The organism is Rhizobium sp. S96 (assembly GCF_030382195.1).
Lineage (GTDB): Bacteria > Pseudomonadota > Alphaproteobacteria > Rhizobiales > Rhizobiaceae > Rhizobium.
In genome coordinates, this window is the sequence record NZ_JAUDRY010000030.1 from 39,421 (window position 1) to 64,548 (window position 25,128).

At 60.0% G+C, this 25,128-nt stretch carries 18 protein-coding genes; 4 read left to right on the forward strand and 14 right to left on the reverse strand.

Going from position 1 to position 25,128, the window contains the following annotated elements:
- Nucleotides 1–96: 96 nt before the first annotated feature.
- Nucleotides 97–1,113: a dicarboxylate transporter/tellurite-resistance protein TehA gene (gene tehA, locus QTL94_RS22285; RefSeq protein WP_289803259.1), complete on the forward strand. Its 1,017-nt coding sequence runs from the start codon at nucleotides 97–99 to the stop codon at nucleotides 1,111–1,113.
- 66 nt (nucleotides 1,114–1,179) lie between these two features.
- Here tehA and QTL94_RS22290 read toward each other — a convergent pair whose 3' ends face one another.
- The 6 genes from QTL94_RS22290 to QTL94_RS22315 all read right to left on the reverse strand — a co-directional run bounded on the left by QTL94_RS22290 (nucleotide 1,180) and on the right by QTL94_RS22315 (nucleotide 8,260).
- Nucleotides 1,180–2,505 (reverse strand): ABC transporter substrate-binding protein, encoded by a 1,326-nt coding sequence (locus tag QTL94_RS22290; protein ID WP_289803127.1) that lies wholly within the window; start codon nucleotides 2,503–2,505, stop codon nucleotides 1,180–1,182.
- Between the two features lie 87 nt (nucleotides 2,506–2,592).
- Complete coding sequence (locus QTL94_RS22295) at nucleotides 2,593–3,444, reverse strand: carbohydrate ABC transporter permease (RefSeq protein ID WP_065691857.1); 852 nt, start codon at nucleotides 3,442–3,444, stop codon at nucleotides 2,593–2,595.
- Nucleotides 3,441–4,376, reverse strand: coding sequence for a carbohydrate ABC transporter permease (locus QTL94_RS22300; protein WP_065691856.1), 936 nt, complete (start codon nucleotides 4,374–4,376; stop codon nucleotides 3,441–3,443). The genes QTL94_RS22295 and QTL94_RS22300 overlap by 4 nt, the downstream gene beginning before the upstream one ends.
- Nucleotides 4,369–5,469: an ABC transporter ATP-binding protein gene (locus QTL94_RS22305; RefSeq protein WP_289803128.1), complete on the reverse strand. Its 1,101-nt coding sequence runs from the start codon at nucleotides 5,467–5,469 to the stop codon at nucleotides 4,369–4,371. Before QTL94_RS22305 ends, QTL94_RS22300 begins: the two co-directional genes overlap by 8 nt.
- A gap of 246 nt (nucleotides 5,470–5,715) precedes the next feature.
- On the reverse strand, nucleotides 5,716–7,227 hold the full coding sequence (arfA, locus tag QTL94_RS22310) for an arabinosylfuranosidase ArfA (protein ID WP_289803129.1): 1,512 nt from the start codon (nucleotides 7,225–7,227) through the stop codon (nucleotides 5,716–5,718).
- A gap of 106 nt (nucleotides 7,228–7,333) precedes the next feature.
- Nucleotides 7,334–8,260: an ArsR/SmtB family transcription factor gene (locus QTL94_RS22315; RefSeq protein ID WP_065691853.1), complete on the reverse strand. Its 927-nt coding sequence runs from the start codon at nucleotides 8,258–8,260 to the stop codon at nucleotides 7,334–7,336.
- Nucleotides 8,261–8,496: 236 nt separating this feature from the next.
- Here QTL94_RS22315 and QTL94_RS22320 point away from each other — a divergent pair, with 236 nt between their 5' ends.
- Nucleotides 8,497–8,859 carry a hypothetical protein gene (locus QTL94_RS22320; protein ID WP_289803130.1) on the forward strand — a complete coding sequence of 121 codons (363 nt, stop codon included), beginning with the start codon at nucleotides 8,497–8,499 and terminating at the stop codon, nucleotides 8,857–8,859.
- Nucleotides 8,860–8,902: 43 nt separating this feature from the next.
- Here QTL94_RS22320 and QTL94_RS22325 read toward each other — a convergent pair whose 3' ends face one another.
- From QTL94_RS22325 to QTL94_RS22350, 6 genes are all read right to left on the reverse strand, one after another.
- Nucleotides 8,903–10,273 (reverse strand): alpha-glucosidase/alpha-galactosidase, encoded by a 1,371-nt coding sequence (locus QTL94_RS22325; RefSeq protein ID WP_065691852.1) that lies wholly within the window; start codon nucleotides 10,271–10,273, stop codon nucleotides 8,903–8,905.
- Between the two features lie 21 nt (nucleotides 10,274–10,294).
- A complete protein-coding gene (locus QTL94_RS22330; RefSeq protein WP_289803131.1) occupies nucleotides 10,295–11,962 on the reverse strand; it encodes an ABC transporter ATP-binding protein in 1,668 nt (555 codons plus the stop codon).
- A gap of 10 nt (nucleotides 11,963–11,972) precedes the next feature.
- Nucleotides 11,973–13,106: an ABC transporter permease gene (locus QTL94_RS22335; protein WP_289803132.1), complete on the reverse strand. Its 1,134-nt coding sequence runs from the start codon at nucleotides 13,104–13,106 to the stop codon at nucleotides 11,973–11,975.
- Between the two features lies 1 nt (nucleotide 13,107).
- A complete protein-coding gene (locus QTL94_RS22340) occupies nucleotides 13,108–14,115 on the reverse strand; it encodes an ABC transporter permease (protein WP_289803133.1) in 1,008 nt (335 codons plus the stop codon).
- Between the two features lie 114 nt (nucleotides 14,116–14,229).
- Entirely contained in the window at nucleotides 14,230–16,317 is a 2,088-nt protein-coding gene (locus QTL94_RS22345) for an ABC transporter substrate-binding protein (protein ID WP_289803134.1), read from the reverse strand.
- A 124-nt stretch (nucleotides 16,318–16,441) separates the two neighbouring features.
- Nucleotides 16,442–17,908: an alpha-glucosidase/alpha-galactosidase gene (locus tag QTL94_RS22350; protein ID WP_289803135.1), complete on the reverse strand. Its 1,467-nt coding sequence runs from the start codon at nucleotides 17,906–17,908 to the stop codon at nucleotides 16,442–16,444.
- Nucleotides 17,909–18,110: 202 nt separating this feature from the next.
- Here QTL94_RS22350 and QTL94_RS22355 point away from each other — a divergent pair, with 202 nt between their 5' ends.
- Nucleotides 18,111–19,001 carry an AraC family transcriptional regulator gene (locus QTL94_RS22355; RefSeq protein ID WP_289803136.1) on the forward strand — a complete coding sequence of 297 codons (891 nt, stop codon included), beginning with the start codon at nucleotides 18,111–18,113 and terminating at the stop codon, nucleotides 18,999–19,001.
- 25 nt (nucleotides 19,002–19,026) lie between these two features.
- Here QTL94_RS22355 and QTL94_RS22360 read toward each other — a convergent pair whose 3' ends face one another.
- Together QTL94_RS22360 and QTL94_RS22365 are read right to left on the reverse strand one after the other, a co-directional pair.
- Nucleotides 19,027–19,740, reverse strand: coding sequence for a DUF899 family protein (locus tag QTL94_RS22360; protein ID WP_289803137.1), 714 nt, complete (start codon nucleotides 19,738–19,740; stop codon nucleotides 19,027–19,029).
- 425 nt (nucleotides 19,741–20,165) lie between these two features.
- Nucleotides 20,166–22,115: an adenylate/guanylate cyclase domain-containing protein gene (locus QTL94_RS22365; RefSeq protein ID WP_289803260.1), complete on the reverse strand. Its 1,950-nt coding sequence runs from the start codon at nucleotides 22,113–22,115 to the stop codon at nucleotides 20,166–20,168.
- Nucleotides 22,116–22,606: 491 nt separating this feature from the next.
- On the opposite strand from QTL94_RS22365, the gene QTL94_RS22370 reads away from it, so the two are divergent.
- The gene (locus QTL94_RS22370; protein ID WP_289803138.1) at nucleotides 22,607–24,994 is read left to right on the forward strand and encodes an arylsulfatase; all 2,388 of its coding nucleotides are present in this window, start codon (nucleotides 22,607–22,609) and stop codon (nucleotides 24,992–24,994) included.
- Nucleotides 24,995–25,128: the final 134 nt, after the last annotated feature.

Genomic DNA, 25,128 nt, shown 5'->3' on the forward strand with positions numbered 1-25,128 from the left:
GCTCTTGTCTATCGACGAAGGGTCGTGGATGTTGCCGGACGGCAGCGATCCGCGAGCGGTCTCCGGTGTGCCCAATGTGGAGGTTACGAAATGAGCATGGGTTTCCCGCCGAAGTCGTTGGCCGACACCGCTCCGTCACCGGCCAGGCAGTCTCGGCTGCCACGCGTCCCGGCCGCCTTCTTCGGGATCGTTCTCGGTATCGCCGGGCTCAGCAACAGCTGGCGTGCAGCGGCTGCGATCTGGCCACTGCCGCCCGGGATCGGTGCGGCGCTGGGCTTCCTGGCTGTCGTAGTCTGGCTGCTGTTGGTCATTCTCTATGCCGCAAAATGGATCGTCGACCCGAAGGCCGCGCTGGCCGAGGCCGAAAATGCCATCCAGTGTTGCTTCATTGGCCTTGCCGGCGTTGCGACGATGCTGATCGCATTGGTGTTACTTCCCTATTCCAGATTGGCGGCTGAGGTGCTCTTTGCTCTGGGAGCTATCTTCACGCTTCTCTTCGCGCTGTGGCGGACTGGCATTCTCTGGCGTGGCGGGCGCGACCCGGCAACGACGACGGCCGTCCTCTATCTGCCGACCGTGGCGGGCTCGTTCGTCACGGCAATCGTCGCGGGCGCGCTCGGCCATGCCGACTGGGGACAGCTGGCGTTCGGAGCGGGCTTCTTCTCCTGGCTGGCGATCGAATCCGTGCTTCTCAACCGCCTGCTGACAGCGCCCACCCTTGCCGAGCCATTGCGTCCAACACTCGGGATCCAGCTCGCACCGCCTGCGGTTGGCAGCGTGGCCTATCTCGGCGTCACGCAAGGGGCGCCCGACATGCTGGTTCATGCTATGCTGGGCTATGCCATCCTGCAGGCGCTTTTGCTCCTGCGCCTGCTACCCTGGATCGCAAAGCAGCCTGTGGCGGCATCCTATTGGGCCTTTACCTTCGGCATCACCGCGCTTTCGACGGCGGCCTCGAAGATGGTCGGTCGAGGCGACATTGGAGCGGTAGACGCCTTGGCGCCGATCCTCTTCGTCGTGGCCAATATCGTGGTGCTGGTGGTTGCGATTGGAACGATCGTGCTTCTCTTACGTGGAAAATTGCTGCCAACGCCGGTTCCGGCCGCCTCGTAGGGACAAAAATGCCCGCCGCGAGACCAGCGGCGGGCATCTGCTCTTAGGCTCGGAGAGAGGTGAGCCTTAGATGTTGGCAAGCAGTTCGTTGATGCGCGACTCCATGTCGGTGAGAGCGGCATCCACTTCCTTCTGGCCGGTGATGGCTGCGCTCATTTCCTGGCCGATGATGTCCTGGATCGCGAACTGGCGCTGGACGGTCGACGGCAGCGGCGTGCCGAGCGTCGCGATCGCCGAGATCGTGTCACGATGCGGCAGAGCCTTGAACTCAGGCGAGTCGAGGACTGCCTTGACAGCCGGCAGGTGGCCGGTGCGCGACCAGTCGAAGTCGTTGTCGTGGAAGAACTTCAGGAACTTGCCGATAGCGGCCGTTTCCTCAGGCGAGCGGTCCTTCTGCGATACGGCCCAGCTGTGGCCGTCAGCGTACTGCGACTTCTTGCCGGCGAAGAGCTGCGGATACGGATAGACCGCATAGCCGCCCTTGTTGAGCGCGGTGCCGGCCTTTTCGGACGATGCGGTGTAGTCGCCGATCACCCAGGTTCCGTTCAGGTGCACGCCGCCTTCGCCGTTGAGGAAGGCATTGATGCCAGCGGCGTAGTCGAGGTCCTTGGTGGTGTCGCCGTTGTCATAGATCGCCTTGTACATCTCGAGCACCTTCTTGGCCTCGGGCGTATTCAGCTTCACCTGCTTCGGATTGGCGAAGAAGTCGGAATCTTGCTGGAACAGGTAGGTGTAGAGGTTACGGGTGTAGAGCGCCACTTCGTTGGCGAGGTTCTGTACGAAGTAGGGCTTGCCGGTCTTCTCCTTGAACTGCTTTGCCTGCGCCAGCAGCTCGTCCGGGCTCGTCGGCAGCTTCGGCGTGCCGTCGGCATTGAGGAGGTCAGCCTGTTTGAAGAGGTCCAGGTTGATATGGTAGAGCATGGTCCAGTTGTCGATCGGCAGGCCGTAGATCTTGCCTTCCTTCGTCACGCCGCCAAGGCTGGCATCGGTGAAGTCGCTGGACGCGACCCCGACGGACTTCAGGACGTCGTCGAGCGGCATGATCAGGCCCTTGGACTGGTAATCAGCAAGCACCGACTGATGGATGGTGACGATGTCCGGCGGATCGCCGGCTGCGAACTGAGCCGTCAGCTGGTCGTAGCCCGGCCATTCAACGGTGGTAACGGTGACATGAACATCCGGATTGTCGGCGTTGAACTTGTTGATCAGCGACGTGATGATGCCGCATTCGCCAACGGCCTTGCTGACGTCGGTGTTGGTGCCGAAGTCTGCATCGCAGGCACCGAAGAAGCGCTGAACGCTGAGTTCGGTGGCGGCAAAGGCTGGCGATGCGCCGACAAGGGCGATCACCGATGCTGCTGCCAGCATGTATTTCCTGAAGGTATGCGTCATTCCAACTCCTCCTCTTGGGTCTTCCTTGACCCTTGGCTTAAGCCCCCTCCCCGGGAGCCGGTTACATGATCACCGGGATGGCGGTCGTCAGCGCACGGCGGCGCCGGAAACTGCCGTCACGATGTATTTCTGGAAAAACAGGTAGAGAATGAGGATCGGCGCACCGGCAAAGACTGCTTGCGACATCAGGAAGCCGAGGCCTTCCGACTGTGCGAAGTTGGTCTGCGTCGAGGCGATGCCGATCGTCAGCGTGTACATTTCCTTCTTCGTGCCGGAGATCAGCGGCCAGAAGTAGTCGTTCCACGCGCCCAGGAAGGTGAAGATGCCGAGCGTTGCCTGTGCCGGGATCGTCAGGGGCAGAAGCACCTTCCAGAAGATCTTGAAACGGCTGGCATTGTCGAGAAGCGCCGCCTCGTCGAGCTCCTTCGGGATGGCGCGGAAGTACTGCGTCATCAGGAACACGCCAAAGGGTGCCGACAGTCCAGGCAGAATCAGGCCGTGGTAGGTGTTGTGGAACTTCAGCCAGCTGAACAGTTGATGGCGGGCAATCAGCACCGCCTGTTCAGGCACGGCCAGGCCGAGCAGCACGATGATGAACAGCGCGTTGCGGAACGGAAAGTTCAGTCGGGCGAAGCCATAGCCTGCAAGCGAGGACAGCACGAGGGTCATGACGGTCAACCCGCCGGCGACGATGATACTGTTCAGGATCCAGCGAAAGACCGACGAGGTTGCCAGGATATTGATGTAGTTGTTGATCGTGTAAGGAGCGTGGAAGACAGCGTTCATATCCGCCATCAGTTCCTTGTTGTCCTTGAGCGAGAGCCCGATCACCCACAGGACCGGCGCCATCATGATCAGTGCGCAGAGAACCGCCAGGATAAGGATCACGCGGTCGCCGGTCGAACGGCCGACGATGTTGCCACCAGTTACAGCGCTCATCCTTCTTCTCCTTTGCGGCGCGAGATGAAGTACTGCGCCATGGCAGCAATCAGGATCAATACGAAGAGAACTTCCGAGGCTGCAGCACCGAGACCGAGGTCCCACTTGGTGAAGGCGGCTTCGTAGATGTAGAGCACGATGGGCTTGGAGACGTTGTTCGGTCCGCCGAGCGTCATCAGCTTTGCCTGGCCGAACAGCTGGAACTGCAAGACCACCTGGATGATCAACACCAGAACGAAGGTCCGGCGGATCGACGGCAGCGTGATGTACCAGAGGGTACGCCAGCGGCTGGCATTGTCGAGCGCGGCGGCTTCATAGATCTCCGCCGGCACCTGCTGGAGGGCTGAGAGGAACAGCATCATCGGCAGGCCGATGCACCACCAGACCGTGGCAATGGCGATACCGATCATCGCGAGCTTCGGATCCGACAGGAAGGCCGGCGCCGTTGCGCCGAACCATCCGTAGATGGTGGCGAGCAGACCGAAATTGCCGATGAAAACAATCCGCCAGATCAGCGTGACGATGGTGACCGACATGACCGACGACGAGAAATAGACGGCGCGCAACGCTGCCGCGAGCCTTGTCTTGCGGTTCAGCGCGAGCGCCAGCATCAGGCCGAGGATGGCAAGTGTCGGCACGGTGAGGAAGACGAAATAGAAGGTGTTTCCGACCGCCTGAATGAAGATCTTGTCGCGGAAGAGGCGGATATAGTTGTCGATGCCGACGAACTTGCCGGCGCCGAAGGCATCGGCCTTATGCAGGCTGAGCCACATGCCCCAGAACAACGGCACGACGAGCAGCGTGACGAAGAAGAACAGGTAGGGCGCGACGAAAAGCGCGTTGCGCCAGAGCGGTGCGTTGATGTTCTGCACCTTCTGGCGGGCCGCGGCCTTTGCAGCCGCGGCGGTGCCGGACAAGGTTGCGTCAGCCATGCGCCGGCTCCTCGTTGTGCCAGGCGCTGCCATCGGCATCGAAAAGATGGGTCCGGGTGCCATCCAGCGTCAGGGCGACTTCGTCGCCGATCGCCACGCGGCTGTTGCCGATATCCTCGGCAACGAGGCTGCTGCCGTCCTTAAGGCGCGTGTAGAGAAGCGTGCGGTCGCCCAGGCGTTCGAGAACGTCGACCTTGCCGGTCGTCGTTGCGGGAACGCCGTTGGCAAGCTTCACCGCTTCGGCGCGAATGCCGAGCGAATGCGCGCCGTTCTTGATGCCGGTCGGGCGTATCGCCGTCTGCAGTTCGGTGCCGTCAGCCAGCTTCGCGCTGATGAAACCGTTGCGTTCCGAGATGCCGACGTCGAGGAAGTTCATCGTCGGCGAGCCGACGAAGGTCGCCACGAAACGGCTGGCCGGGCGGGAATAGATCTCCATCGGAGATCCGATCTGCTCGATCTTGCGGTTGTTCATGACGACGATACGGTCGGCGAGCGTCATCGCCTCGATCTGGTCGTGGGTGACGAAGATCATTGTCGACTGAACGCGATTGCGCAGCTGGGCAAGTTCGACACGCGTGCGGACACGCAGCGCGGCATCGAGATTGGAGAGCGGCTCGTCGAACAGGAAGGCCTTCGGTTCCTTGACGATGGCGCGGCCGATGGCGACGCGCTGGCGCTGACCACCGGAGAGCTGGCCGGGCTTGCGCTCGAGCAGATGACCGATCTCCAGCATACGCGCGGCCTCGGCCACGCGGGCGGAGATCACGTCGGCGGCAACATTGATGTTGCGCAGTCCGAACGCCATGTTGTCGGCGACCGTCATGTGCGGATAGAGCGCGTAGCTTTGGAACACCATGGCGATGTCGCGCTGGCCGGGCGGCAGCGTGTCGATGCGTTCGCCATTGATGGAAATGGTGCCTTCATCGACGCTTTCGAGGCCGGCAATCATTCGTAGAAGCGTTGATTTCCCGCAGCCGGAAGGACCGAGGAAGACCATGAACTCATTGGCCTTGATCGACAACGACAGGCCGTCGAGAATGGTCACGGCGCCGTAGCGCTTGCTGACATTGTGGATTTCAATATTGGCTGTCATCCGACCGCTCCCATGTTGCAGTCAGAATCCGAAAAGCCGATATGGACACGTGGCTGGCATATGTCGACCGGGCAGGCGCCCGCTTTCGCAAGCGGGGCCCTTTCAGTCAGTGATAGTGCCAAAACAGAAGCGCTTGCTCCCATCTCTTCCTCCCAGTGGCACGTCAAAACCGGTGCGCTGACGTTAAATCATACAATTACGATGTCAACATATCTTTGATATGTATCAGGAAGTCTGATTTAAATATCAGGCCTGCAGGCGGATCACCCGATAGGACAGCGGCGCGATCTTTGCGCTGAGCTTTCCAGCTTCAAACGCCGAGCCGGTTGCCTTCTGCGGCACCACGTTGTCCGGCTTTTCAGCGGTGTTGGTGATGTTGAGGTCGGCGTGCGAGATGACCTGGTCGTCGACGATCTTCAGCGCGCCGAACTCCAGCAGGCTGGCGTCCAGATCGAGCGCTTCGGTGCCATGGCGATTGACGATGAAGAACGTTACGGCCTTGGCGTCTGCGTCGTGGACGGCGGAGACGTCGAGGTAAGGCACATCGCCCAGATCATCGACCTTGTAGGTCGGGCTGTCGACGATCAACTTCAGCGCCGTGCCGCGACCGTAGACCGAAGCGAAATAGTACGGGTAGAAGATCGTCTGGCGCCATGCAGCGCCGCCAGGCGTCGTCATGATTGGGGCGATGACGTTGACCAGCTGCGCAAGGCAGGCGATCTTCACGACATCGGCGCGATTGATGAAGGTGTTGAGAATGCAGCCGACCTGCAGCACGTCTTCGAAGTTATAATCGTCTTCGAGCAGTGCCGGGGCATGCGGCCAGCCGTTAGCGCCGGCGAGCGTCGCCTTGTCGCGTTCCTTGGAGTGGTACCAGACGTTCCATTCGTCAAACGAGATGTAGACGTCCTTGGTCGAGCGCTTCTTCGCCTTGACGTAATCGATGACGCCGGCGACCGTGCCGATGTAGTTGTCGAGTTCGATGCTGCGGGCGAGGTAGTTGGCGGTGTTCTTGGCGCGGTTCTCGAAATACATGTGCAGCGAGATGTAATCGACCTCGTTGTAGGTATGGTCGAGAACGGTCGCTTCCCATTCCGGATAGGTCGGCATGTGGGCGTTGGACGAGCCGCAGACGACGAGTTCCAGCGAGCTGTCGAAGGCGCGCATGGCCTTTGCGGTTTCGTGGGCCAGGCGGCCATATTCGTCGGCCGTCTTGTGGCCGATCTGCCAGGGACCGTCCATCTCGTTGCCGAGGCACCACAGCTTCACGTCCCAGGGCTCCGCGCGGCCGTTGGCGATGCGCTTGTCGCTCCACTCGCTGCCGCCGGGATGGTTGACATATTCGAGGAAGTTGCGTGCTTCATCCAGGCCGCGCGAGCCGAGGTTGACGGCGAGCATCATCTCGGTGTTGGCCGAGACGCACCAGTCGGCGAATTCGTGCATGCCGACCTGGTTGCTTTCGGAGGTGTGCCAGGCGAGGTCGAGGCGCGTCGGGCGGCTTTCCTTCGGGCCGATGCCGTCTTCCCAGTTGTAGGCGGAGACGAAGTTGCCGCCGGGATAGCGTACGATCGGAACATTGAGTTCCTTGACGAGATCGATCACGTCCTTGCGCATGCCGTTTTCGTCGGCGGTCGCGTGGTCGGGTTCGTAGATGCCGGTATAGACGGCGCGACCCAGGTGCTCGATGAACGAGCCGTAAAGGCGCGGGTCAATGTCCGAGATCGTGTATTTGCTGTGCGCTGTAACCGCGGCCTTCATGGTTTCCTCCACCGTATCGTAGTTTGTGATGTATATCACAATTTGAGGTGAATAAACCGGAAGCCTTGGGCGTGGTCAAGGGTAAAATTCAGAAAATTGGATAGACTCACCGAGTCTTGATGCGCAGCAGGATATCCTGGTCGTAATTACCGAAGCCGCGGCCGAAAATGTTGATCCCGCCGGGATGCTTGGCATCGTCGCGCACGCCGATCCGCAGGCGAATTGAATGGTGTTCGTCGAGCTTGAGATCGGCGAGCGTCACATCCGAGATCCGCAATCCGTCGACGAAGGCACCGTCTTCATTGATGCGGAAACTCTTCAGCTTGCCGTATTGAGACCCCTTCAGTTTCCACCAATCCGGCGTGAAAACCCCGCGCTTGTCGCCGAAATCGCCCGGAGACGTCCAGGTTCCGATGTCGGCACCATTCACAGTCAGGGTGATGTCGGAGGGCCAGTCGGCACTGGTGCCGGGCACCTCCGAGCTCAGTTCCATGACGAATTCGACTTCGCGAATCCGGGTGTTGGTCAACCGCGCATTGTTCGGGAACTGGTACTCTACATGGCCGCGCGTGAACCAGATCAGCGCCGTTTTCATGCGGTCCGGATCAAGGAACGTATTGGGGACGTCAAGCAGGCCGATGATGCCATCGACTGAACAGAGCCCGCACGGTGCCGTCACATCGAAGCTTGTATAGAGGCCGAGCGGCATCGCCACCTCGATGGCATCCGGTTCGGTTTCCTTGATTTCATTCTTGAAGACGACGAGAATCTCGTCATAGACGCTATGGCAGACCTTCTGGTTGCCCTTGCGCGCCTTCTGCGTCTCGGTACGGATCAGCCCCGCCTCCTCCAGCATCTGCACGTTTGTCGAGACACTCGACTGCGGCAGCTCAAGGATTTCAGCGATTTCGTTGACGTTGAGCGGGCCCTTCTCGTGCAGCAACTTCAGCACGGATACCCTTGCCGGCGATGCAAGCCCCTTCAGGATTGGCATGCCCTCTTCGGGATCAACGACAAGAAAATTACGGCTCATAGGGTTCCGATCAGGCGGGATGAGAATGCGTATCCATGTTCTATATCAATATATTGGATTTAATCAATCGGCTGCTTGCCAAACCTGATGCAAACAAAGCTTAGCCATGTTGATGAACTTACCCGCCCGGGTTCCTCGCGCATGGTTGCTTCCAACGGTTCGCCGTTTATCCTAGCAAGGCGCGTCTTGCCGTCTCGTGGCCAAACGCGTTTGAACGCAATGTGGGATCGTCGATTTTGAAAGCTGCCTTCCGCGCGACGTTAATTTCCTTTGCCGCACTTCTGCCGACGATGGCTTCCGGCCAGGAAGGCTGGAGTTCCGATGGCAGGGGAACGAGCTCCTGGCACGTCTCACCGTCGCCGGGTCAATGCAATGTCAGCCAGGCGAGAAATCTGGCTAGGCGTGCACGGATCTACCGCACCGATGTTGTCTATCAGGATGAAAACGTCGTGACGCTTCGAGGCATGACGGACGGAGGAGATCGCCGTGAGATAAGCTTCGCCAATGTTCGCGGTTGCCCCGAAGTCGGCTTCAATGATGTCGTGCCGGGCGCTGTTGATACGCTGGGAAACCCTCTCGGTAGGAAAGTCCCGCGGTAGAACCGCGGGACTTCTTGAGGTCCCTGACCGGGAGAGAGAGTGGTCAGGCGGCCTGAACTTTGCGTGAGGTTCGGGCCCATTCCGGCAGCCAGTCGCCGTGGGCGGCAAGCAGTTCGTCCGTCATCGCCCAGATCTGATCAAGGTCGAGTTCGGCCGCCGTATGCGGGTCCATCATCGCGGCGTGGTAGATGTGCTCGCGATTTTCCGTCATCAGCGCCTGAACCGTCAGCTCCTGCACGTTGATGTTGGTGCGGATCAGCGCCGTCAGCTGCGGCGGCAGGTCGCCGATGAAGGTCGGCTGGATGCCTGAGGCATCCACCAGGCAGGGAACCTCGGCCGCGCAATTGTCAGGCAGCGAGGTGATGCAGCCATTGTTGCGGACGTTGCCGTAGATGACGGAGGGTTCGCCCGTCCAGACCGAGTTGATGATCGAGGAAGCGTATTCCTTCGACTGCGCGACTTCGATCTTGTCAGCCGACTTGTAAGCTTCCGCCTGTCCCTTCCAGCGGGCGATCTGCTCGATGCAGCGCTTGGGGTATTCGTCGAGCGGAATGCCGAACTTCTCGATCAGGTCCTCGCGGCCTTCCTTGATGAAATAGGGCGTGTACTCTGCGAAGTGCTCGGAGCTCTCGGTGACGAAATAGCCGAGGCGCGTCAGCATTTCGTAGCGTACCTTGTTCGGGCAGCGCGGGTTCCAGCCCGGCTTCGGAGCGCGGCCTTCACGGTAGGCGCGCACGAGATCCGGATAGAGGTTCTTGTAGGAACCGTCTGCCTGGCGATGCTCGAACTTCAGATAGAAGGCCATGTGGTTGATGCCGGCCGAGCGGTAGCGGATTTCCTCGTAGGGAATGTCGAGGTCATGGGCCAGTTCCATCGCGGTGCCCTGCACCGAGTGGCAGAGGCCGACCTGCTTGATCGTCGGGTATTTTTCCGAGATCGCCCAGGTGTTGATCGCCATCGGGTTGACGTATTGCAGCATGATCGCCTCGGGGCAGACCGCGAGCATGTCTTCGCAGATCTTCCAGAGATGCGGGACGGTGCGCAGGCCGCGCATGATGCCGCCGACGCCGAGCGTGTCGGCGATCGTCTGACGCAGGCCGAACTTTTTCGGAATCTCGAAGTCGGTTACCGTGCAGGGCTCGTAGCCGCCGATCTGGAAGGCGACGACCACGAAATCGGCGCCGGTGAGTGCCTTGCGCTGGTCCGAATAGGTCTCGGCCTTCGCCTTGACGCCAAGTGTCGAGATCAGCTTGTTGACGACGATGGCGCTTTCTTCAAGCCGCTGCGGGTTGATATCCATCAGGGCGATGGTCGCGCCCGACAGCGCCGGGCGCTGCAGCACGTCGCCGATGATGTTCTTCATGAAGACGGTGGAACCAGCACCGATGAACGTGATCTTGGGATTTCTTGCCATTATAACCTCCGGCATGTGCAATCAGGCTACCTCGAAAGCGGCTTTGACGAGCCGTTCCGTGTAGGCGGTCTTGGGATTGGTGAGAACTTCGTTGACAGGTCCCTCTTCCATGATCTTGCCATGCTGCATGACGATCACCCGGTGGCAGAGGGCACGCACGACCTTGAGATCGTGCGAAATGAAGAGATAGCTAAGGCCGCGCTCGTCCTGCAGCTTGCGCAGCAGTTCGATGATCTGCGCCTGGACCGAAAGGTCGAGCGCCGAGGTCGGCTCATCGAGCAGGATGAACTCCGGCTCGAGCGCAATCGCCCGGGCAATGGCGATACGCTGGCGCTGACCACCGGAAAACTCATGCGGGAAGCGCGACAGGATATTGCCGGGCATGCCCGCGGCGATCAGCGCCTCGCGGACACGGTCGAGCCGTTCAGCCTTGGTCGCTCCGAGCTTGTTGACCACAAGCCCTTCCTCGATGATCTGGCCGATGGTCATGCGCGGGTTGAGCGATGAGAACGGATCCTGGAACACGATCTGCATGCGCGAGCGCAGCGGCCGCATTTCCGCACGCGATTTTCCGTGGATCGGCTGGCCGTCGAAATAGATCTCGCCGCTGTCCGGTTCGTTCAGCCTGACAAGTGCCTGACCGAAGGTGGTCTTGCCTGACCCGGATTCGCCGACGAGGCCGAGTGTTTCATGCCGCCTGAGCGTCAGGTTCAACCGGTTGACGGCGATGAGCTCCTTCAGTTCCGGCTTGAAGAACCCGCCATGACGCATCATGAACGAGACGCGCACGTCCTTAGCATCGAGGATGACGTCCGAGCCCTCAGGCAGCGGATTGGCCTGGCCACGCGGTTCCGAGCCCAACAGATGCTTGGTGTAGGCGTGCTGCGGATTGGCAAAGAGGGCCTCGGTGGTGTTGTGCTCGCGCATCTCGCCATGCTGCATGACGTAGACGTAGTCCGAGAACTGGCGCACGACCGTGAGGTCGTGAGTGATCAGGATCACCGCCATCCGCAATTCCTTCTGCAGGTTGCGGATGAGGTTCAGGATCTGCGCTTGCACCGTCACGTCGAGTGCGGTGGTCGGTTCATCGGCGATCAGCACATCGGGGTCGTTGGCGAGCGCCATTGCGATCATCACGCGCTGGCGTTGGCCCCCTGAGAGCTGATGCGGATATTGTCTGAGCCGGGCTTCCGGGTCAGGAATCTGGACATGTTGCAGGAGTTCAAGCGCTCGGGCTTCCGCCTGCTTCTTGCTCACCTTGCGATGCACGCGGATCGCCTCGACGATCTGGCTGCCGATCGTATAGATCGGATTGAGCGAGCTCATCGGTTCCTGGAAGATCATCGAGATGCGGTCGCCGCGCAGTCTGCGGCGTTCGCGCTCGGAGAATTTCAGGATGTTGGCGCCGTCATAGGTCACCGTGGATTTCGGTGACACCACGGCGCGCTTGGAGAGCAGTCCCATGACGGTGCGCGCGGTGACCGACTTTCCGGAGCCGGATTCACCGACGATCGCGATCGTTTCTCCGCGATAGAGCTGGAAGGAGATGTCCTTCACAGCCTCGACGGTGCCGTGCTCGACCTTGAAGTTGACCGCGACGTTGCGCGCATCGATGACAGGGCTTTCCGACCGTCCCTCATGATCGAGGCGCACCGGCGGGGCGAAAGAGTTGACGAGTGCAAGAGCCATCTTGGTCACCTCAATAAGGATCGACTGCATCGCGCAGACCGTCACCCAGCGCGTTGAACGCGAAGACGGTGATCAGCACGAAGCCGACAGGCGCCAAAATCCAGGGATAGGTGCCGATAACGGAGTAGTTTGCGGTATCCTGAAGCATCAGACCCCAGGAAATCAGCGGTGGCTTCACGGCAAAGCCCAGGAAGCCGAGGAAGGATTCCAGCAGCACCACGCTTGGGATATGCAGCGTGACGGCGACGATCACGTGGCTCATCACGTTCGGGAAGATGTGCTGGAAGATGATCCGTCGGTCGGTGGCACCGACGGCCATTGCCGCTCTGACATAGTCGATGCGGGCGAGCGCCAGTGTCTTTCCGCGGACTTCGCGCGACATCTGAGCCCAACCGAGTGCCGACATGACGATGATGACGAAGCCGAGGAAGACATTGGTCGGTGCCGTCACCGGGATCAGTGACGTCAGCGCCAGATAGAGCGGCAGTTGCGGGAAAGCGAGCACCACTTCGACGAAGCGCTGCACCCAGGTGTCGAAGGCGCCGCCGAAATATCCGGACACCATGCCGACCGTGGTCCCGATCACCGTTACGATGAAGACGACGGTAAGTGCAATCGTCAGCGAAATCCGCGAGCCGACGATGGCGCGCGACAGCACGTCCCGGCCGAACTTGTCGGTCCCGAGGAAATGGACCGGCTGGCCCGTGGTCGAACCGAAGAAGTGCCGGTCCGTCGGAATGAGGCCGAGCAGCTTGTATTCAGACCCCTTCACGAAGAAACCGAGGAGGTTCGGATTGTCGTAATCCGGGCCGACGATCGGCTGGAAGGTCACGGGGTCGAGTTCTTCGGACTCAGCAAGTCCATAGACGCGTGGCTGAAAGACGAAATTGCCGTCCTTGTCGTGGAAGCTCATCATCTGCGGCGGGGCAAAGCCGACATCCGTTGCCTTCGGATCCATCGGGGCGAAAAACTCCGCGAAGATGGCCATTATCAGGAGCAGGGCAACCAGCACGAGGCCGATGGTGCCCGTCCACGAGCGTCTCAGGCGGCGCCAGACCAGCGCCATATAGCTCTCATTACCATGCGGCACGACGTTGACGGTTTCTTCATGCGGCGGTGGGGGAGCGGAATCGAAAGCGAGCATGTCAGGCTCCTCCGTACGTACGGACGCGAGGGTCCAGCATGGCAAGCAGCATGTCGGCGATGATATTGCCGACGATGAGCGTGGCGGACAGCACCATCATGAAGGTGGCCGTCACGTAGACGTCGCCGATCGCCATGGAGCCGACGATTGCAGGCCCGACGGTTGGGAGGGAAAAGATGATCGCGGTCTCGATCTCGCCGGTCAGCATGTAAGGAAGCACGACGCCTTGGTACATGACGAGTGGATGCAGCGCGTTTGGCACCGCATGGCGCATGACGACCGCGCCGCCCGAAAGGCCCTTTGCCCGCGCTGTCTCGACATACTGGGCGTTCAGCGTATCGAGCAGGTTCCCGCGCATCACGCGCATGTTGTAGGCAAGCCCGCCGAAGGTGGCGATGGCGACGACCGGCCAGACATGGTGGACGAGATCGACGAATTTTGCCCAGGACCACGGCGCTCCACCATATTGCGGCGAGAAGAAGCTGCCGATCTCCGCAACGTTGAACTGGAATACCATGAGATAGACGATGATCAGCGCCATCAGGAAGCGCGGCACCGTCATGCCGAGGAAAGAAATGCCGGAAAGCAGGCTGTCGATCCAGGAATACTGGCGGGTCGCGGCCCAGACGCCGAAGGTGATGCCGAGCACGGATGCCAGTATGTGGCAGACCAACGCCAGCGCAAGGGTGCGTGGCAGGCGCTCGGCGACCACGTCGGCCACCGGCTTGTTGTAGAACATGCTGTAGCCGAAATCGCCCTGCGTCAGGATGCCCTTGATCCAGTTGAAGTACTGGATGACCATCGGTTGGTCGAGCCCGTGGGCGACGCGATAGGCCTGGGCCTGCGCATCGGCGGCCGCGAAGGAGGCTCCACTCTGATTGATCAGCTGCGAACGGATGTAATCGGCATAATCGCCGGGCGGCGCCTGGATGATCGCGAAGGTCACGATGCTGAGGATGATCAGCACCGGAATCGCGGAGGCTATGCGCACGAGCAGGAATCGGAACATCTGACGGTTCGCTTCTCATTGCGGCCAGTCGCTGTCTCTATGCGGCTGGCTTGTTGATCTTGGCCGGTCGCGCGCAGCACGCGCGACCGGTGTCTTTCGTTGGGAGGAGAACGCTTAGTTGATCGGGCCCTTGTCGCCGGGCTTGCCGGGCAGCTGCTCAGGGAACAGCTCGTACTTGCCCTGCTTGTCGGCGGCCACCCACAGACGTTCGCGGATGACGCTATCTTCTGCCCAGTTGAACATGAAGATCGGAGTTCCAGCCGGCACGTTCGAGAAGCGCTTGTTGATAATCAGCGCACCCGGATACTCCGTGAGGCCGACCGTATCGACATTCTCGGTCGCGACCTTCTGATACTGCTTCATCAGGTCGACGCGCTCGTTGTTGTCCTGGCTGGTCTGGAACTTCGTGACGATGTCCACCAGCTTTTCTTCATAAGGCATCAGGTCAAGCTTGCCGTCCTTGCCGGCGCGATGCTGCCAGCTCGTGCGGGGACCGACAGGTGCAAGCTGTTCGGTGTTCTGCACGACGGAAGCGAGCTCCGGTGAACTGCGCTGGATCAGCCAGTCGAAACGACCCGCATAGTGGGCGTCGTCACGCTTCGGACCATCCAATGCATTGAGGATGACCTTGATGCCGAGCTTTTCCATCTGGCCGATGACGCCTTCAGCAAGGCTCTTGTCGGTCGCGTAGCCGTTGTTGACGAGAAGAACGATTTCGACGTTCTTGCCGCCTTCGGTGCCGGCCGGGAAGTTCACGAAGCCGTCGCCGTCGGTATCCTTGAGGCCTGCCTTGGCGAGCAATGCCTTGGCGCCCTTCAGGTCGAACGGGTAGTAAACCACCGAGTTACGATCGTAGAAGCTCGTGCCCGAAGACAGGCCGCCCGGATAGATCGCGGTGAATGGACCCTTGACGAGTGACTCGCCGATGGCCTTGCGGTCGAGACCCATGGTGACTGCCTTGCGGAAGTCCTCATTGCGGTTCAGTTCGCGAACAGCTTGGCCACGTGCGTCAGGATCGCCCCAGCCATTGGCCGAGAGGTTCATGCGCAGGTTGTAACCGATCAGGCGCGGGCCGAAGGCAAGGCGCGCCGGTGCCGTCTTTTCGGCGGCGCGTTTCAGCGACGCCACGAAGTTTTCCGGCTGCTCCAGGTTGGAAATGTCGCCGGAACCGGCAACGGCTTGCACGTCTCGGTCAGCCCAGGTGGAGAGCTTGTAGTGCAGTTCGTTGAGGTAAGGCAGCTGGTTGCCCTTCTCGTCGACCTTCCAGTAGTACGGGTTGCGGCGCATGACGATGATGTCGTCAGGACGATATTCGACCGGCACCCAGGCACCCATGACCGGCATGTTCATGAATTCCGGCGGGAAGGCATTCTTGAACTGGTCGTAGGTGTTCTTCGAATACTTCGGATGTTGCGGCTTCAGGATGTGCGACGGACCCGGGCAGAAGCTCGGATAGGACATCGTGTAGAGATACTGCTTCGGGAAGGCTTCCTTGAAGGTCCATTCGACCGTGTAGTCGTCGATCTTCTTCAGCGTCGTTCCCTCGCCGAAGGCTTCCGGCGATGCGCCGCCACCGAGCGGCGAAACGTTCGGGTCGATGACCTCGTCGTCCCAGTAGAACATGATGTCGTCAGCGTTGAAGGCGACGCCATCCGACCACTTCGCGCCTTCGACGAGATGCATGGTCAGCTTGTGGCCATCAGCAGACCATTCCCAGCTCTTGGCGAGGTTCGGAAGCGGCTCGGTGTCTTTGGCTTCCACCTGGAAGAGCGGCGCGGTGCGCGTCAGGCATTCGGAAAGACCGATGTCGATGCCGCCCCAGCCCTGTGTCTGGCCTGCGCCGTAGTTCCAGCCTTCCGGCCGACCGCCGATGACGTGGCGAAGCGTGTCGCCATAGACACCGATGCCGTCGACCATGTTGTCGGTCTTGAAGACGAGCGGTTCCTTGGGCAGTCGATCCTTGACGGGCGGCAGCTTGCCGGTGTCGACGAAGTTCTTCTTCACCCAGTCCGGTTCGTTATACGAAGGAAGCGCCTTGAACTCTTCGATCGAGTCTCTCGAAACGTATTTGATCTTGCCTTCCGCCGGGAACGGCGGCGCAACGGGCGGTACCGTCGGCTCGGAAGCGTAGGCGCTCAAAGCCGAGACCGAGACGCTCAGCGCCAGTCCGGCAAGAATGCCAAGGTTGCGGTAATTTCTCATCGTCTCTCCCTCTTGTTTCGAGGCGCTTGTCGGCTGCCCCGGTTCTCCTCAACGATCCGGCAACGGGTTTGCGGCGATGGCGTCCCCTCCTTGGAACGCCATCGCCACCCGTCCTCCGGGAAACTCAGACGGCTTGCTTGAGCGCCGCCTTCTCGGCACGAAGTTCTTCGATCGAGCGGACGTTGCGGCGGGCAGCACCTGCCCATTCGCGGGTCTTCACGGTCGATTTCGCCAGGCGCTCCTTGGCGGCCGGAACTGCATCCGCATATTGCGGCAGCCAGCGGGCCTGGGCGACAACCATCTCGTCGACCATCTGCCAGACCTCTTCCGGCGTTGCGACGGCCCCGACCAGCGGGTCGTGCAGCACGGCAAGCTTCAGGAGGTCGATATCGCCGCTGACGGCTGCATGGACGGACATGCGCTGGACGTTGATAGACGCCATGCAGGTCGCAGCACAGGCTTCCGGAATGGTGACGCCGGAGACCATGTTGATGCCGAAGCGGTCGACGAAACCGGGCGACTCAATGATCGCGTCAGCAGGCAGGTTCGTGATCACGCCGTTGTTCTTGACGTTGAAGTGGCCGCGATAGACACGCCCCGTTTCCAGCGCTTCCAGGATATGGCTGGCATGCTCGTTCGAACGCTTGGACGGATCGATCGGCTTTTCAGCGGAGGCGAGGAACTGTGGGAATTCCGTCTCGAACCAGTTGCGGGTTTCCGTGGAGTGACGGAGATAGCCACCAGTTTCGCCGTGGATCCAGTCGGACATGTCGATCCACTTGGTGATCTCGTCCGGCCGCTTGCGGTACCAGGGCAGGTATTCCGAGAGGTGGCCGTTGCTCTCCGTCGAATAGACGCCGAAGCGCTTCAGGACGTCGATGCGCAGCTTTTCCTGCTGCGAGAAGACTGGATGCGCCTCGAAGGCGGCAACCAGTTCGTCCTTGCCGATCTTGCGACCGTTGAGCTTGAGATCGACGAACCAGGTCTGGTGGTTGATGCCCGAGCAGATGTAGTCGAGTTCGGACGGCGACTTCGCGCCGAGCACCTCGGCGATCTGTTCGGCGCCGTGCTGTACGCCGTGGCATAGACCGACCGTGTCGACCTTGCCGTATTCGATCGCGGCCCAGGTGTTCATCGCCATCGGGTTCGCATAGTTCAGGAACTTCGCGCCCGGCTCGGCGACTTCGCGGATGTCCTTGCAGAAGTCGAGGATAACAGGAATGTTGCGCTGACCATAGAGAATGCCGCCGGCGCAGATCGTGTCACCGACACACTGGTCGATGCCGTACTTCAGCGGAATGCGGATGTCGTCGGCATAGGCTTCGAGGCCGCCGACGCGCACGCAGCTGATGATGTAGCGCGCACCGGTGAGAGCCTCGCGGCGGTTCGTCGTCGCCGTTACCTTGGTGGGCAGCTTGTTGGACGACACGATGGTGTCGAGGATCTGCTTGATCATCTGCAGATTGTGTTCGCTCATGTCGGTGAGCGCGAACTCGATGTCCCTGAATTCCGGAACGCACAGGATGTCGGTGAACAGCTTTTTCGTGAAGCCGACGCTGCCAGCGCCGATGATAGCGATTTTGAAACTCATGATCCTAACCTCGATGCGATCAAAATACCGGCATTGGACAACGAGAAGAAGAATAGGACACGGGCTTGCGCTCCCTATCAAAAAAGGCCAGAAATCCGGCTTATTCTCCTCCCCGCCACTCCTCGATGCAGGCGGTGTGCTCTCTCTTGGAGGCGGATTATGCGCAATTTCGGCGAGCCCGCCAGAGAAGGATTATGCTTTCATGGGTAATTCTGTGCTCCACAAACTGATTGAGAACGGCCCGGTCATGCGCACCGTTTCACTGCCGCGCGGGCGACAGAGCCTGCACACCATGCCGACCAGCACCGGATACGAAATCCGCGAGGATGCGACCTATGACTGGGATGGCCGCAAGCGCGGCCAGACGCCGTTCACTGTGCTTCAGCACACGATCAGCGGCTCCGGGAACCTGCGATACGAGAACCGCGAACTGCGGGTGAAGGAGGGCGAAACCTTGCTGGTCCTCGTGCCCCACAATCACCGCTACTGGCTGGACGATGGGGATCGCTGGGAATTTTTCTGGATCTCGATGAACGGGGAAGAGGCGCTACGCATCCATCGTTCGATCCTCGCGGTGACCGGTCCGATTCTCAAGCTGCAGCCAGAGACGATCGAGCATCTGGCCGATTGCAGCCTGCGCCTGATCACCGGCGCGGAGACGCCGGGGCTTGCATCGGCGATTGCTTACGAGGCGGCAATGGCGCTCTATGACGACGTGTTCGGCTCGCACCCAGTGTTCAGCGAGGAATACCGGACGATGCAGCATGTGATCGACTACATCATGAGCAATCTGGAGCGTCCGCTGCCCGTGGAGGATCTCGCCCGGGTCGCGGGTCTCAGTCGCGCGCATTTCTCGCGCATGTTTGCCGCAAACGAAGGCCTGCCGCCTGCGGAATTCGTTCTGCAGAAACGCCTGAAGCGCGCCGTCAAGCTGCTGACGAAAACCGCCAACATGCCGGTCAAGGAAGTCGCGATCCGCTCGGGCTTCGAGGACGCGAATTATTTCTCCAAGGTTTTCCGTCGTGTTTACGGCACCAACCCGACGGAATTCCGCACCACCGGCATGTATGCGAGCGTCGGCAGGCAGCGCTGAAGCGCTGCCTCGAAGTATGGGGATGCTATGGCGCGGTGCCGTAAGACAATTTGGGATACCAGGTCGGTGGACGTCCTTCCGGCGTGGTGTCGAGCACCGTCCATAGCGGCATGAAGTCGGGCGCGCCGCGCTGATCCTGCCCCGGGTCGGACGTCTCCGGTCCCATTTCCTGGCTCCAGAAGTGGCGAATCGATCCGTCCTTGCGGGTAAAGACGTTATAGGCCGCATCGTCGCTACCGCCTTCACCGATTGCGTGGTAGTCGCGACTAAACTCGTCTTCGGTGTCGGAATAGAGCGGCAGATGATGCCAGCCACGTTCCTTCTTGAAGGCAAGCAGCCGTTCGATCGGCGAGCGGGCGACGACGGCGAAGGCGGCCTGCTGGCTGATGTCGGGAACTTCGCCGTCCAGCGCCGATAGCATCGACGTGCACATCGGGCATGGGCGCTCACGCTCCGGACCGAACATGTAGCTATAGATGACCAGCGTGTCCTTGTTTCCGAAGAGCTCCTCGAGACTGACCGGTCCGTCAGGGCCTTGGAATTGGTAGGTCTTCGTCACCTCGCCGCCCGGCGGCAAGGCACGCCGCATTTCTGCGACGCGTTCGATATGACGCCGCAACTCGATCTCTTCTGCAAGCAACGCTTCGCGGGCGCGGCGGTAACCCGCGCTTTCATTGGGAATGCGCACGCCATTGCGTCTTGCAAGTTCCATCGCGGAAACAAGGCTGGGGGCATCCATGGCAAGTCCTCCTTCTTGATTGGTCAGTTCCAGCAGACATGACCGCCCCTGCCCGGTGCGGCATGTTCTTCTAGAACGTTTGGGAAGCGAGAAAATCGACAGGGCCTGAGAAAAAATCGGCGCTCGATGCGCGTGCAGCTCATCTGTCCTGCTACAGTGAGACGCCAGCCGTTGCCGGTTGCCTTTTTCGGCCGCGGCTGGCGTTGCCGGGCGATAATCGTCGCCCGGTATGCATACTGTGGTCGGAACGTTAAAAGTTCATGAGTCGTCCCTAATTGTCAAAGATGGAATAAAGAATGCGCCCATCGCCCACCACTTTGTGCAAGGGATCGGGCGGACCATGAACTCCATCAGATCGCAGCAGGCTACGCGCTTCTTGTGAAGCTGGAATAACCGCAAGTCGCTCGTTTCGCGCAATCCGGAGGTTAGCTCGTTCGTGCTTGCTGCTGCACATCGATGCTCTGGTCACTTTTCTCTCCGGTCAGTTCCCAGATGCCGACCTGTTCCGCACGCCCCTTGAGGTGGACCATGCCCAATGGCCGTAGATCGAAGCGATTGGTCACGGCATCGCGTACGGCTGCGCTGACGAGGATCGACGTCTGGTAGTCCTTGTTCAACCCTTCCAGCCGCGAGGCGACGTTGATCGTATCGCCCATCGCCGTGTATTGCTGCCGCGAGATTGCTCCGAAACTACCGACGACCGCCGGCCCGCTGTGCAATCCAAACCGAGTGAACAGTTCCGGGCGGCCATCCTTTCGATTGGCGTCGTTCAAGTCATCGATCGCCTCTTTCATCGCAAGCGCACATCGACAGCCGTGTTCGGCATGGAGGGGGTCTTGAACAGGGGCATTCCACATGACGAAAATGGAATCGCCGAGATATTGGACGACTGTGCCGCCGTGCCGCTCGGCAATCGTGTTCAGCAGTTCGAAATAGGCCGACAGGATATCGACCACTTCTTCCGGCGAGTGCTGCTCGGATATGGTCGTGAAGTCGCGGATGTCGGTGAAGAGAACGGTCAAATCCTGCCGCTTCGCCTTGACGAAAGCCCCGCCGCCAGGATTGACGATACGGCGAACGACTTCGCGCGGGACATAGAGCGCGAACTGACCGATCGCACGGCGGCTTGCCGCCAGCGCACCCGCCAGTGTGTTGATCTCGGTGATCCAGGAATGCGAGACGGGTTTCTGGGTGATATCGAGATCACCGATCCTGCGCGCTTCCTCCGCCAGCCGGTTGAGAGAGCGACTGACCATGCGGGACAACAAGACAGATGCGGCGACACCCGCAACTAGCAATGCGGCTGCAATGAGAAGGTTGTGAACGAGTAGGCGATTTGCCTGCGCCACGAGATCCTCGAGCGGGACGACGATTGCGGCCACGTTTCCCTTGAACAGGCCTGACACATCGACGGGCGCAATCTGGACGAGGTAATTTTCACCATCAAACTGGAGCCGTGCCAACCCGCCACTTGCAAAGGCGGGATCTCGCCTCAGCCTGGCCACGGTTTCGAGGCTCGTATCGAGATTGCCTGCCTTGGTATCGACCGGGCCGTCACTTCGTGACCAGATATCGAGGAGCTTGGCCATGATGGTCGGATCAGAATGGGCGACGAGATTGTCGGCGTCATCCATGAGGTAGGCGCGCGCACGCGGCGAAATCCCCTGCGCGTCCAACAGGCGGCCGATGGTCCGCAGGTGGATGTTGATGCCGACGACGACCTTACCGTTTTCCTTCATCGGTGCGGCGACCGTCAGCGTTGGGACCTTGAGCGTGCCGGTGACATAGGGGCCAACCGAAACCGCTGCGCCTTCGCGTATAACGGATTGATACCAGGGTCTTTGCCGGGGATCGAACGAGCCATTTTCGACATTCCGCTCCTCTATCAGTCTCGCCCGGCTATCGAGAAAGCCAAGCGTAGAGATAGCGTCTGCGCTTTGTGGCCGCGCGATGGTTCTGATGGCGAAGGCCGTGCCATCTGGGGCGGCAAGCGTTTGGCGCACGTCACGCCTGGCGGCATTGATGACCTGCAGGTACGAACCATCGGGATAGCCCGCGTAGATGCTCGTCGCGTCGGGGAGGCTTCGCAGGACTTCCAGAAAGAAATCCTGCTTTGCCTGCAAGTCCTGTGGTGGTGGCGACGTGATCTGCGGCAAGGTGGCTGCCAACGCCACCGCTTCGGTGCCCCCTTGCAGCGTGTTGCGGTATCCTTCGATCAGCCGCAGGCTCATTTCGCGCATCTGCTGGACGCCGGCGCTTACCGCGGCCTCCCGCCCATGGCTGAATGCCATCCAGATGATCGGCATCGACGTGCACAATAGCGATGCGACAATCAGAACGCCGAGATGCAATCTTAGGGGCTTCGACCAATGCACGGGGTTTGCCTCGAAATGCGAACGCTTCACTATGCCATATACCTGTATTGCCGAGTAGAAACGAGAGTAACCCGGCGGAAGACTTGAGGCGCCCAGACGAACGGCACGGCAGACCGATGTCGTAGTCATTCAATACTCGACCTGCCTTCGCTTGAGTGGTATTTTAGAGAAATCTTTTGCAACGATTTTCGGTTTGCGTGTGGGGAGCTGCCGAGATGACCATCGTTTGCAGTTTCTGTGCGCTTGTGGATTTTCACGTCATCGGTTGTGCGCCGCGACCGCGGGCGGTCCGCCGCACCTCGGAGACCGTGACCTCGAGCCCCTATGCACGACAATTCCTCGGGTCCGCTATCTGTTTCCAAGCGACATCATTCAATTGGTCGAGGCGATCTCCGAATTGCAGAACGCAATCAAAGGCATCGATTTGGGGGAAGAAGATTCTGCGGCGACACGGTTCAAAGAAGACGTTTAGAGACAAGGGAGGAACCAACATGAAGCTATTACTTGCAGTGACATCGAGCCTTCTGACCCTTGCGGTCTCGCATTACGCCAATGCACAACAGATTACCGGCACGCCCGGAACACCGGGGGCGACGACGACCGTCGACGGGCGCTACCTGCCCAATCCTCCGGCGGCATTTGGCGGACAAATTGGGCTGACGGCAAAGGATTCAACGCCTTACTGGCCGCCGCAGGTCGTTCCACCCAAAGGTGCACCGAACATCCTGCTGATCATTACAGATGACGCCGGCTACGGAGTCGCGGGCACCTTCGGCGGTGTCATTCCGACGCCCGCTCTCGATCGAGTGGCGCAAACGGGGCTGCGCTATACGCAGTTTCACTCCACGGCACTTTGTTCGCCATCGCGCGCCGCCCTGATCACCGGGCGCAATCATCACTCGGTGGGTTATGGAGTCGTGTCCGAGCAAGCTACCGGATACCCGGGATACGATTCCATCATTGGTGTCGATAACGCTACGGTCGCCGAAATCCTGAAGCAGAACGGCTACGCCACGTCCTGGTTCGGCAAAGAACACAATACGCCCACCTTCCAGTACAGCTCGGCCGGCCCGTTTGACCAGTGGCCATCCGGCATGGGTTTTGACTATTTCTATGGGTTCATGGGTGGGGACACCAATCAGTGGCAGCCTTACCTGTTCGAGGATCATACGCAGATATTTCCCTGGGTCGGCAACCCTAAATACAATCTGATTACGGATGAAGCCGACAAGGCCATCGACCATATCCGGCAGCTCGACGCGGCTGCGCCGGACAAGCCGTTCTTCGTCTATTACGCACCGGGAGCAACACACGCGCCGCATCATCCGACGCCCGAGTGGATCGACAAGTTCAAGGGCAAGTTCGACATGGGCTGGAACGCAATGCGCGACCAGATTTTTGCCAATCAGAAACGTCTCGGCGTCATCCCTCCAAGCGCACAGCTCACGCCATGGCCGGACGACCTGCCGAAATGGGATACGCTGGACGCCGACAGCAAGAAGCTGTTTGCGCGCCAGGCCGAAGTCTTTGCCGCTTACGTCGCCTACTCTGACCATGAGATCGGGCGTGTCATCCAGGAAATTGACGACCTCGGCAAGCTCGACAACACGCTTGTCATCTACATCGAGGGCGATAATGGGACCAGTGCCGAAGGTTCCACACTGGGCACGCCAAGCGAGTTATTGTCAATCCAGGGCATAAACGTTCCAGTCGCGGATCAGCTCAAGTTTTATGATGCGTGGGGATCGGACAGGACCTATCCCCACATGTCCGTAGCCTGGTCCTGGGCGTTTGATACTCCCTTCAAATGGACCAAGCAGGTCGCGTCGCATTTCGGGGGTACGCGTCAGGGTATGGCTATGGCATGGCCGGCCCGGATCAAGGATGTCGGCGGTATTCGTACTCAATTCCACCACATGATCGATATCGTGCCGACAATTCTCGAAGCGACGCAAATCTCCGCACCGACCATGGTCAGTGGCGTGGCGCAAAAGCCGATCGAGGGCGTCAGCATGGCGTACACGTGGGACAAGGCGAACGCCAACGCTCCCTCGACGCGTCATACCCAGTATTTCGAGATGTTCGGCAACCGAGCCATCTACCATGATGGCTGGATAGCCTCGACAACGCCGCCGGCTGCACCCTGGTTGTTGGGGCTCGGCAAGATGCCGGACGTCGTGAACGGTTACAAATGGGAGCTATACAACCTCAACGACGATTACTCGCAGGCAAATGACCTAGCTGCGACCAACCCCGACAAGCTCCGCGACCTACAGGATATGTTTCTTATGGAGGCGGCCAAGTATAACGTCTTCCCGCTCGACAATGACGTGTTGAACCGCACCATGACGCCGCGGCCAAGCGCGACGGCTGGCAGGACAACATTCTATTATGCCGGCACTATTTCTGGCATTCCAACCGGAAACGCACCAAGCATCATAAACAAGTCCTACACGATCACCGCTGATATCGATATCCCTCAACCAGGTGCCGACGGCGTACTCGTCACTGAGGGTGGCCGGTTTGGCGGCTACGGGCTTTACCTTCTGAAGGACAAGCCGATATTTGTTTACAACCTGCTTGGAATGGCCCGCTTCCGCTGGGAAGGAGCGGATGCGCTCAAGCCTGGAAAGCATACGATCGTCTTCGACTTCAAGTCTGAAGCACCTGGCATGGGTAAAGGCGGGACTGGCGTGCTGACGGTGGATGGAAACCAGGTCGCCAGCGCGAAGGTGCCGCACACCATTCCCTTTGTGATGCCATGGGACGAAACCTTCGACATTGGCAGCGATACCCGCACGCCGATCGAAGATAAAGACTACCAAGTGCCGTTTGCGTTTACCGGCACCATCAACAAGCTAACCGTGCAATTGAACTGATCGCAAATGAGCTGCCGCGAATAACTCGGGGCAGTTCATGCACGGGGACGCTCTAAACTCCGCGCTATTGCTTGCAGGCTATTGTTGTCTGCCGGATGAGGCTATTGCGACCGTTGCCTCGTCGCACGCCACGC